The sequence below is a fragment of the Microvirga sp. P4_A5 genome, assembly GCF_056402495.1.
Genome location: NZ_JBFUHH010000053.1, coordinates 17,773 through 27,846 on the forward strand (window position 1 = coordinate 17,773; position 10,074 = coordinate 27,846).

Annotated in this window: 11 protein-coding genes; 4 read left to right on the forward strand and 7 right to left on the reverse strand. The window is 57.0% G+C overall.

Features of this window, described 5'->3' with window-relative positions:
* Positions 1-718: 718 nt before the first annotated feature.
* Together AC1DVM_RS14480 and AC1DVM_RS14485 are read left to right on the forward strand one after the other, a co-directional pair.
* Positions 719-973 carry a DUF4160 domain-containing protein gene (locus AC1DVM_RS14480; protein WP_477255276.1) on the forward strand — a complete coding sequence of 85 codons (255 nt, stop codon included), beginning with the start codon at positions 719-721 and terminating at the stop codon, positions 971-973.
* On the forward strand, positions 960-1,619 hold the full coding sequence (locus AC1DVM_RS14485; protein ID WP_477255278.1) for a DUF2442 domain-containing protein: 660 nt from the start codon (positions 960-962) through the stop codon (positions 1,617-1,619). The genes AC1DVM_RS14480 and AC1DVM_RS14485 overlap by 14 nt, the downstream gene beginning before the upstream one ends.
* Positions 1,620-1,857: 238 nt before the next feature.
* On the opposite strand, the gene AC1DVM_RS14490 is transcribed toward AC1DVM_RS14485, so the two are convergent.
* Positions 1,858-2,061 (reverse strand): hypothetical protein, encoded by a 204-nt coding sequence (locus AC1DVM_RS14490; RefSeq protein ID WP_477255280.1) that lies wholly within the window; start codon positions 2,059-2,061, stop codon positions 1,858-1,860.
* A gap of 672 nt (positions 2,062-2,733) precedes the next feature.
* On the opposite strand from AC1DVM_RS14490, the gene repC reads away from it, so the two are divergent.
* Positions 2,734-3,879, forward strand: a complete 1,146-nt coding sequence (gene repC, locus AC1DVM_RS14495) for a plasmid replication protein RepC (RefSeq protein ID WP_477255282.1) — start codon at positions 2,734-2,736, stop codon at positions 3,877-3,879.
* Positions 3,880-4,368: 489 nt separating this feature from the next.
* Positions 4,369-4,731, forward strand: a complete 363-nt coding sequence (locus AC1DVM_RS14500; protein ID WP_477255284.1) for a hypothetical protein — start codon at positions 4,369-4,371, stop codon at positions 4,729-4,731.
* 468 nt (positions 4,732-5,199) lie between these two features.
* On the opposite strand, the gene AC1DVM_RS14505 is transcribed toward AC1DVM_RS14500, so the two are convergent.
* From AC1DVM_RS14505 to AC1DVM_RS14530, 6 genes are all read right to left on the reverse strand, one after another.
* Complete coding sequence (locus tag AC1DVM_RS14505) at positions 5,200-5,655, reverse strand: hypothetical protein (protein WP_477255286.1); 456 nt, start codon at positions 5,653-5,655, stop codon at positions 5,200-5,202.
* A gap of 119 nt (positions 5,656-5,774) precedes the next feature.
* Positions 5,775-6,023, reverse strand: a complete 249-nt coding sequence (locus tag AC1DVM_RS14510; protein WP_477255288.1) for a hypothetical protein — start codon at positions 6,021-6,023, stop codon at positions 5,775-5,777.
* A 516-nt stretch (positions 6,024-6,539) separates the two neighbouring features.
* The gene (locus tag AC1DVM_RS14515; protein ID WP_477255290.1) at positions 6,540-7,010 is read right to left on the reverse strand and encodes a hypothetical protein; all 471 of its coding nucleotides are present in this window, start codon (positions 7,008-7,010) and stop codon (positions 6,540-6,542) included.
* A gap of 112 nt (positions 7,011-7,122) precedes the next feature.
* A complete protein-coding gene (locus AC1DVM_RS14520) occupies positions 7,123-7,326 on the reverse strand; it encodes a hypothetical protein (protein ID WP_477255292.1) in 204 nt (67 codons plus the stop codon).
* Positions 7,316-8,434 carry a hypothetical protein gene (locus tag AC1DVM_RS14525; RefSeq protein WP_477255294.1) on the reverse strand — a complete coding sequence of 373 codons (1,119 nt, stop codon included), beginning with the start codon at positions 8,432-8,434 and terminating at the stop codon, positions 7,316-7,318. The genes AC1DVM_RS14520 and AC1DVM_RS14525 overlap by 11 nt, the downstream gene beginning before the upstream one ends.
* 148 nt (positions 8,435-8,582) lie before the next feature.
* Positions 8,583-9,662 carry a hypothetical protein gene (locus AC1DVM_RS14530; protein WP_477255296.1) on the reverse strand — a complete coding sequence of 360 codons (1,080 nt, stop codon included), beginning with the start codon at positions 9,660-9,662 and terminating at the stop codon, positions 8,583-8,585.
* Between the last annotated feature and the right edge of the window lie 412 nt (positions 9,663-10,074).

The window sequence follows — 10,074 nt, forward strand, 5'->3', positions numbered from 1 at the left end:
AAACCAATCTCGCAGCCTTGTACAATCCCGATATTCCGGCTGTTGGCGGCCCTCAAGCTTATCGCCGAGACGGTAGATTCCTCGGCTTCCATTTCCGATTAACCTGCCCGCCGATTTCGAATTACCTTACGCGGACTGAACATTCGTTGGCCCGACAGTTCGCAAGAACAGGAGCGGCGCCTCAATAACTGCAAGCTTCACGCTGGATCGCCTCTGCGCGCGCCAACCGGTCGCCCCTCAAGGTCGTAGGCCCACCGGCATCTTAAGACCTTATAGCCTGAGGCGCTCCGCACATCACCGAACCACTCGGCTCGGAGGATCCGGAAGGTCACACTCACTTAAACCGGCGCTGTTCAAGGCTTGAAGGTGCTCTCGCGCACCGGCAATGCGCTTCCGCATGGTGGCCGGCGTGCTGTGCTTGCCCGCTTCTCGAACAACCCATCGCAATCAGAAACTCCAACGCCAGGGGCTTCCCCAAGCCAAATCAATCTAGGAAACGAACTCGGACCCTAACTCCTGTCTTCAACAGACCTTCACATCCCTGTGATCGGAAGTTGGGTGTCTCATTCGGCCAAGGAAAATTCTCAACCCTCCCACTTGGAACCCCGTCCATCAACGTTCGGCTCGCACGGGGACTCGGGCGGGCGCTAGCCCTCGGCTCCTTGCCCTCGGCTCCTGGAACTGATACCCTAACGGTTGGGTTATTAGGGTGCGCTGAATGCCGACCGTCTTCCTGATCGGACGCCATCGCGTCGCGATCTATACGAATGACCATCGGCCTTCGCATGTCCACGTGGCCATGAAGGGAGCCGACAAGTGGGCGATCTTCTTCCTCAACTGCCCGGACGGACCCGTCGAACTGCGCGAGCAGAGCGGTTACCGCAAGGCGCAGATCGATGATTTCGCCGCCGAGATTGAAGCCGCCCTATTCGAATGTTGCCAGAAATGGAGGTCGATCCATGGCGATTTCTGACGCCGATTTTGAAGCCGCCACCCGGCGCGGCCAAGCGGTCCGGGCGAGCAACCCGGCAGCGAAGCGCGTGACCTACGACCGCCGCAAGCGCCTTATCGTGATCTCGTTTTCGAATGGAATGTCGCTGACGATTCCCCCGACGAGCGTCGAGGAACTCGCAGACGCGCCCGCAAGCGCGCTCGCGGCGGTCGAGATCGAAGCCGGGGGGCTTTCCCTACACTGGCCCGAGATCGACGTCGATCTCTTCCTTCCGGCGCTGTTGCAGGGCATCACCGGCTCGCGCGCGTGGATGGCGGCGCAACTCGGCAAGAAAGGCGGCGCGGCGAAGAGTGAGGCGAAAATCGCCGCCGCCCGCCGCAACGGCCAGCGCGGCGGTCGACCGCGCAAGGACGTCAAGGTCGCGCAGGCTTCCGTTCGTCCCGTCGTCCAGCCTCCGAAGCTTCGCATCATTGATCGCGCCGGCCGCGCTGCTTCCGCCATCGGGCCGCGGGTCAAGAGCGCGTCGGCGGAGGCGAAGATCTCGCGGCCGATGGCAACCAAGCAGGCCGCCGCGAAGAAGACGCGACCGGCGACCGGCCAAATCGCGAAGAAGTCTTCGACTCGTTCGTCGAGGAAAACGACGCCAAAGGGTTCGATGAAACGCTAGCGGCTCGAGAGCAGCTGCACTGCTATAAGCGATTACAAGTGCTGGATGGCGTTGAATGTGATGATGGGAGATGTCTGGCGCCAATCACCAAGATGATCACTCAGGTACTTCCTGATGATCGCGGCGAGCTGCAATTCGAGTCACGCTCCGATGATAATTTCCACGTCCCATGATCGCTCCCGCTCGACCTTTTTAGTTGTCAGCCAAGTAGCGGTTGTCCTTTACTATCGTCATGTCCCTAGCCAAAGCCGATTGCCTGCCACGTCTTGCGAACGGCCGCGAGCAGCGGGGTTATCGGTGCGAGCGAGCATCGATCACGCGGCTGAAGAGAGCGGGCGAGCCCGCGGGTGACATCGTCCTCGATCTTGGTGATCTCAGGATCCTCGACCTCTGTGGGAATGCGAGCCAGAACCGGGCTTAGCTTCTCGAGCGGTGTGGTCAAGGCCAGCGCAGACTTTCGCGCGGCGCGGTTTTCGAGCGCATCGAGCCTGGCATCTTTATCACCGTGATCTCGTGCGCCTAATCGATAACAGGGTCGGCATGGACCACGGCGCGAACCACGGCGGCAGCGCGAACGCGCGGGCCTCGTCGTTACTGCTCGTACATACCAGGTTACGTTATAGAAAAAAAATTTAGAGCAAGAAATGTTACTTGGAATTTTCCTTGTCAAATACCTTGGTAATAAGGTCTGCATCCATGACTCGAAATAAGTAAACACGGAGACGTGCGACGATTAAACCAAAATAATGAACGAATTTTTCGTCGACCAAATCACATTTATTCGTAAGTTCGTGACCGAAGCAAACGGATTTATTCGCAAAACTCATCAATCAAGCAGACGGATGCCTGCAATTTCCGACTTGCAAAATCTATCTACAGGTTTTAGAGCGACTCCGGGGCGGCCCAGCGGTATCGTTGGAGGTGTTCCATCCGACAAACACATTGAGCAAAGCGACGTCCGAGGGGGGGGCAACCCCCAAGGACGTCTACGAGCTACCGACGGATCGGTACAAGGCCTCTTGCGGGGCATTAACCTTGTGCCATCTCCTGGACTCGCCAGTCAACAGATTGGCGATGCAGCTCTGCTTTGCCCTCAGACGGGGAGGGTACGGTGGTGCAACTGGCATCTGGAGGCCGGCGGCTGAGACATGCTGCTTTGGCCGGGCGGAAACTCGCGCTCGAAAATGGGCGTACGGTGACCCGTAAAGAACTATCGGCGGCGGGCCGGGAGGCGGAAAAGGCGCTCGAATTGCGTCCGACCCTGCGCCTGGTGCTGTCCGAGCTGGTCGCCTGCTGGGGCGAGCAGGCGTGGGATCGGCTGCTGGTCTGGCCGTCGAACGATTACCTTGAGAGCCGGACTGGCCTGACCGAACGGGCGATCCGCTTTGCCATCCGGGCCCTCACCGATCTCCAGCTGATCGTCCCGAAGGATTCCCCCAACGGCAAGCGCTATGCCATCAAGGACCTCTCCGGCGAGATCGTCGACGCCTTTGGTTTGGATCTGACGCCGCTCTATACCCGCCGTGGCGAATGGGCAGCGCTCGTTGTCGAGCAAAAGCAACTGCGCCTGATGCAGAAGCAGGCCTTCGACGAGGTCACGATCTGCCGCAGAGCCACAGAGGAGGCGCTGGGCGCCCTTGCGCAGCAGTTCCCGGCGGTTGACCGCGGCGAGCTCGAAGGGAGCCTCCAGGCCCTGCAGGTGCGGACACCGAAACGCTCAGCCGCGACATTGCCCTCCGGCCTACTGGAGGAGTGGCAGAGCCTGAGAAACCAAACCGAAGAAACCTTCTATGACGCGGGCAATGGCGGAATCCGATTCCGGCACTCTAAAGCAGACAATAAATCTCCTAGTGAGACTTGTAACAACGGCTTTCCGAAGAAAGCTGGAGCCGTTCTTCCTACCGAACAAACGATGGAGCACCTATCACCGACGGTGATCGTTGAGGCTTGTCCGACATTGGCCGATTTCGGCGAACCGATCCGAGACGTCCCGGATCTGGTGCGGGCAGGGCGGTTCCTGCGCGCGTCGCTTGGCGCCCATGAAAGCGCCTGGAACGAGGCGGTGGCTGAAATCGGCGCCGTCAGGGCTGCCATTGCGGTCATCTACGTGCTGCAGATCTACGACGACGATGTCTTCAGCGGAACCAATCGGATCAGAAACCCGGGCGGCTATTTCCGTGCTCTCATCCGGATGGTTAAATCCGGGAAAATCGACCTCGAAGCCGAAATGTTCGCATTGCGACGGCGGAGGATGAATTGAGGATCGTTCGGAAGACTGGCTTGCGTGACAACCCCGGTAGCGCCGAGCGCTATAGGTTCGGTGAGAGACATGACGGCACTATCATGCCAAGGCGTTTGAAGCACCAAAGTGAATCGCTTGAGGCAAACTGATTCGGGGCTTTCATTAGACGCTGGCGGGGAAGTGCGCGAAATTGGGTCGTTGTCAGAGTAAAATGATCCGGGACCTGCTTCTCGACCGCCGCGACCCGACTCCGATCTGCTCGCGGTCGAACCAAGCTTGTTCGAAGATACGATCTTCGGTCGTGAGTGGGGTCGCATCGGCAGCAGGGGTCGGTGATGGGGCGAGATCCATGGCAGCCAGACCAGGGCTGCGGGAGCACTCGCCGTGGGGCTTTCGTCGCAAAGAGCGAAGGGCTACGTGGTGCGAAATGAAAAAGCCGGTAGTCGTTGGCCCCACTCATTGCTGGACTCAAAGAAGCGGGCTTCGTGCCAGGCGAGAGCGTCAGGATTGAATATCGCGGCCGATGGTCGATGCGAAACGCTGAAGGTGGCGCAGTCGGTCAAGCGCGAACGTCATCGATTTCGCAATACAGGATATGATTTTTTCCAAGTTCCTCGCGAGCGCGATCCGCCCGGTCGGATCCCTGACCGTCCCACCGCGATCTGGCGACGGTGGCTGCTCGAGAAGGTCAAGTACCAAGTGGTCGACGCGGTATCGTCTGTGAGCTTTTCGAGCTCGGTGTGCGGGAACGCCAACGGGCAGCGAGGCGATCCGTGTGAAAGCGCATTTCACGTTCCTGCTGCCGGTCGAGTTCAATTGAAAACCGTCAGAACAAATGGCGCACAAGATGGAAAAATTGCGATCCGGTGAGAGGATCCGCAAACTGGACATTGAAAAAAGTGCTGATTTGCGAAGCCCGCCTTTTCGCAATGTTCGACACTGAGCGGCGGCGACGTTCGTGACCTGTCGGGGTCGCCGCTTTTACCTGGAACGTGTTTCATAAAGCCTCTCCTGCGGCGGGCACCGACAGATCACCCACACGGCCCCTCCACTGGCAGACGCCACATTGCGCGAGGTTCGTCTCACTCCACTCGTGCCCTCCGTAATCATCCCATTGGATATCCCAGGGATCAAACGGGTTGCTCGCGGTGAGCTTGGACCATGCCGGGTCACACTGGATCAGAAATATTTTATCCTGTCCGCAAGCCGGGCAAGCGAATTCTAAGCTTGATCGGAAACCCATCACGTTGTCTCCCGATTTGAGGAAAAAACGTCAGAGTTGCAGTATTGTGTCGCGCAGGAGGAAGTCGTGCTCGAGCCCTGACCCCATCTCATTCATCATCGGGCTACCCTCTTGATAGCTTCCGCAATTACGGGGTTGATATTGCCATCGCAGGTCAGGCTAAATGGGTTGGCAATGATGCCGGCGGCTACATTCTCAACCGCCTCCCAATCGTCGTCCCACTCGGCGTACATCGCTGCCAGAGAACGCCAGTCGAAAAATTCTGCCTGAATCTCCAGTCCATTGTACCAGGTGCGCAGGTGCGGAAAAGCATTGCGTTGCGCAAGAATCCAGTCGATTGCCACCGCCGCGTCGGCCACGGTATCGTAGAGGTGAGTTGGGACGCCATTTAATCCGACCTGCACCTGCACTTCGTCATAATCGAGCAACGAGGCGTCCATTGTCTGTTCGCCCACATGGACAACTGGACGAAGAGCCAGGTAAGAGTAATCGCTGAAATCGACGCTGGCACATTTGGAGGCATCAGCCGAGAAAAGAGAATTAATTTTCATTGTGTTCCAATAAACTTGTGATTGTTTTATAATAGCTGCATTTAGGGCCCCGGTTCCGCCCGGGGGAGGGCGACCAGGCTTCCAAATCAAGGTCTTGGACCGGCCGACGTCGCATGGCTTCAGGACCAGCGCAACTTTGCCATCAGAAAATCCCTTTCCGACGGTTGCTCATTGAAAATGAGCCATGGCACGCGTTGCGGCGTATCGACAAAGGTGTGGCGGGCCTTAAGGCTGCCGGCGAAGTCAAGGATGTCCTCTCGAGTAATTCCGGAACCTGAATAGCGAAATTGCCATCGCAATCTGTTGTCGGCAAACAGGACGGCGGGTCCATGGACTTCGGCGGCAGCAGCTTGGAACCAAGGAAGCATTTTCGTTCCGAGATCGGCTTGTAGTCACCGGCTCGCAGCAACGATGTGGCTCTGTCGTTCAAAGGCCAAGGCTGCGGGTCATTGACAGAAGAATAGAATGCCATGGTGTCGTTGCGGCCGCGATCAATCTCGCGCGCGAGCCCATGAAGCTCACCCATCCGGTGGTCAGACTGTAAATCGCGGGTATTCCCGAGACCTGGTGTGAGCCGCATCATAGGTCAGACAAAAGATTTCTTTTCGTACTGAGCTACCGTCGAAGGGGAACTTGTATCGCATGCCAATCAATTCGCGGCAAAAGGTTCTAGACATTCATTTACTCTGATGTTTACGGGAGATATTTCTTACGTATTGAACTAATAATGTAATAGTGAAGTGATCTCCTCAATATCTTTGTGTTATTTTGTTGCTCAAGAAAGCATCTATGAGGTGGCGTGGCCCGGAAACGGCAAACTCTGAGGCATCTCGCCATCTCGGATTTCGAGGCGCTGTTTACGCGAAAATTGATTTGTGCGGGCCTTATGGCGGAAAATTGCGTCGGCGCCAGATTTCGTCAAAAACAACTTCTGCCGCTTTGAAGCGGCCTTCTGCCTCGCTTCTATGGGCGGGCTGCAAATCAGGATGCAATTTTCGGCGATAGGCTGTGCGAACCGCGCGCGCCRCGAATGCGGGGCAGTCCGGGGCGAGGCCAACCTTGCGAAACAACAAATCCATTTTACCTGGATCCCGCATTCGCGATGTCTCCAGCTGGCGCTTTAGCGACGCAAGCTGCTGCTGCGTCTCGTTCAATTCAATCGCGAGAGCTGTGGCCGTGGTGATAGCCTCGTGCGCCTCGGACCGGCAGACCCGGGTCAGGTGTTGGTCGACAAAGAAACGCGGCACGATCCAGATGAGGAGCACCAGATGACCCAGGAGGGCTGGCAAAGGCCAAAGTCCGATCAAAAAGACGGAGGCAATGCCCATCGTCACGCGCACGATCGTCATCCGCATGATCGCTTCCTTTATTCAGAAATCTTTAGGGACAAGCCACTCATTTCAAAGGACGCCACGGCGATGCTGTTTGTTCGTGGACCAAATTACCTTTCGGCAAGCAGGACGACGGCTAGAATCGATAGACAAGGCTGAGAAGCACATTTCCATGCGCCAGGAAGCGCCCTGCAGTATCCCGCGTTTCGTTGAGCCGCTTGTCGTAAGTGCCGAGACGCCGGCCGGCGGCGTCCCGGATCTCGATCCGACGCGAGATCCCGTTATCCTCGAGTACTCCGACAATCTTTCCACCGCGATCACGGACATATTCACGCGGCATTGGCGATCTCCTGCTGAAATTGACTATCTGGCTCGACGTCGTCATCGAGGAGCGGGAGATTGTCGACGTTCCAATCGAATCCGCCCAGGTGCTCGAAGACCAAATTGTATTTCCGCGAATGGGAGTGACGTGCCGGAACCAGAATGCCCGCGCTTTCGAGATACGGATAGATCATCCGCAGGGCGGCGGGATCGGGTTGTGCGTTTGCTGGGCCATAGAGACCATCGAGGATCCAACCGCGGTTGAGGCTGGCAAGTTCGATCACAGTCGGAATCGGGCGGTACAGAATGTAGTAGGCGCGCCCGGCGACGCATTTCATGGCCTTGGTCGAAATGCAGTTCTGCATTTCACGCCCGATCCGATTGAGGGACTTCGCGTTGTCAACAGGGACAAAATTGGCGTCACCTACGATGGGGCTGCAGCCGAATCGCGTCGCTTTCGTCATCCACCGCTCGACGAAGTGRCCAAGCGACATCGCGGGGGTGAGGGTACGCAAGGAGGCGACCAGTTGCTCGTCGGTGACACCGGGCACCGCGCGGCGAATCAGATCGATGCTGCGCACAAAACGCAAAACACCTTTTGCTCCTTGCGTTCGGCAAAGCACCGGCCGAATAGCAAAGGGCAGGGGGAGGCCGCAGATCGTATGGATCATTCCAGAAGTGATTTTCGACATCTGCTGCAGTGTTAAAGCCCGCCGGCGATGGCAAGCATCCGAATAGAGGCCAATCAGTTTTTCATAATCGGCGGCTGGCAGCGGGTCTGGGCCGAGTCGACCGAGAGTCCCGATCAGTCCATCACGTCGGCCAACGAGGGCAGAAACGATCTCACGAACGCGTTTCTGAAACAGTAAATGGCAGACCTGCCCCAATAGACAGTTCGACAAAATGGCTTTCGCATCGTGGTCAGCCAATTTCGTGAGGATCGCCTCCGCGCCGTCGCGTTGAATGAGGGTGAGGGCGAGCGCAATGCCCTGGCGGCGGAGCGGGCTGGCGCGAAAGGTGCGGCCCATGAATCCTGGCGAGACCTGATCGCATTGGATCAGCATCTCCAGCATCCAGCCATGGACGGCTCGCGGCGCGCGCGGTGGTTTGTCAGTAGGCTTGTTCAATGGCAGCCTCCGCGGGAGATCTCGTCCGCGCAGGATGACACAGAACTTTGTAACGTCAAGTGAATAGAACTAAGTTTCGTCAATGCTGCCGAGGTGAATGTAATTGTATTTCGCAACTCGGCAGCTGCCGCCGGAAAATACATTCAAATCAGGCGGGCGGTTTGCTGACACGGAGGACGCCGGCAGGCGGGATCGCTGCTTCGAGGGCGGCGAAGTGTGCTTCGAGCTGCCCGTGCAAATCAACCGCGTAGCGGAGAAGGCTCTTTGACAAACGGGTAGTACTGGAAAGGTCCAAAGTTATACCAGGCCGAAAGAACGCGGACTGAGTCCACTCCCATAACGCATCCTCGTCCTGCCAATTCAGTAAGAGATCTAACTCAGACAGCAGCCTGCTCTCGATTTCTGCAGGTAGGCGCTCATCGGCTACGGCCAGACGAGCGACCAGATCCATGACGCCTCGATCGATCGCCGAAAAGCTCCGCCCATTGCCCTGGAGGAAGATTTCTGTCAGCGGGTTCGAAAACAATTTTGCCTTGATGACGTTCCCAATTGTTCGGCCCTCACAGCATTCGTGCCATTCGTTGAGACGCCTCACATCGCAGAGGACATTCAGGCGCCTCATGTAGTCTGGTATGAGGGTCGCCAATCGGCTCCAGACCTCCACGACGCGGTCGTCAAGCTCGCCTCCACGGCCTGCAGGGACGGGTAGAACCGGTATTTCCGACTCCTGAACGAGCTTGACCATGACATTGCTGATGCATTCATTGGTAAGGCATCGAAGTTCCCAGGAAATGGCGCCGGTCGAACACTCGTATACGCCATCGCGCAGGGTTCCGAGAATCCCCCACTCCGAGCCTTCTTCCACCGCAAAAACCATTCCCGTGACCTGCGGAAACTGGGCAGCAAGCATTGCAAAAGCTGCGCTTGGTGTCGTCCAGGCAGTTTCGAAGTAAATGTCTAAAACACCATGCTGTTTAGATAGGATTTCGCAGTTAACACTGTTCTTCGACACGCCCCAATTCGCCCGCCGCCACCGCCGCAGGTCGTCGCAGACACCCTGATCGCATTGCTTCAACAATTCGATGGGCTCCGCAACAAGGCCGGCAAAATCGAAATGGTTTTGGCCGGAGAGATTTTGCCGGCTTGGCCGCAGACATGTCTGCCAGACCCGTTCAAGTTCCGACTGAACCCCGGTCAGTAGCAGTCTATTGGAAACCCAATCTGTCATAATTGTAATTACCTGATGAAACTCTATTTTTTTGATTTGCTGATATCGATTCATTGATCATTAAGACCAGATCCAGCGCAGTGCCCGAGTTTCTCGCCGCCCGTCGCCATCTTTGACGTTAAAATAAAGTCGGGCGGTACCCAGAGCGGCGCAGTTAGACCGGGCAGTTTATCCGCTCGCAGAGACTGTCGATTTCATCGATCGTTAATGGCTTCCCGCGATTGCCTGCGATCGCCGCCACAAACGTGTCGAATTCCGGGTCGCACGATCCTTGTTCCAGTTAAACCTGATACACCCGGAGTGCTGCCAAGACGGTGGCGAGTTCGCGGTCGGACAAAATTTGGGTCGGGGTGTTCAAAACGAAGGTCCTCGAATGGAACGAGAAGAAAAAATCACTTGTTCGCAACAACGC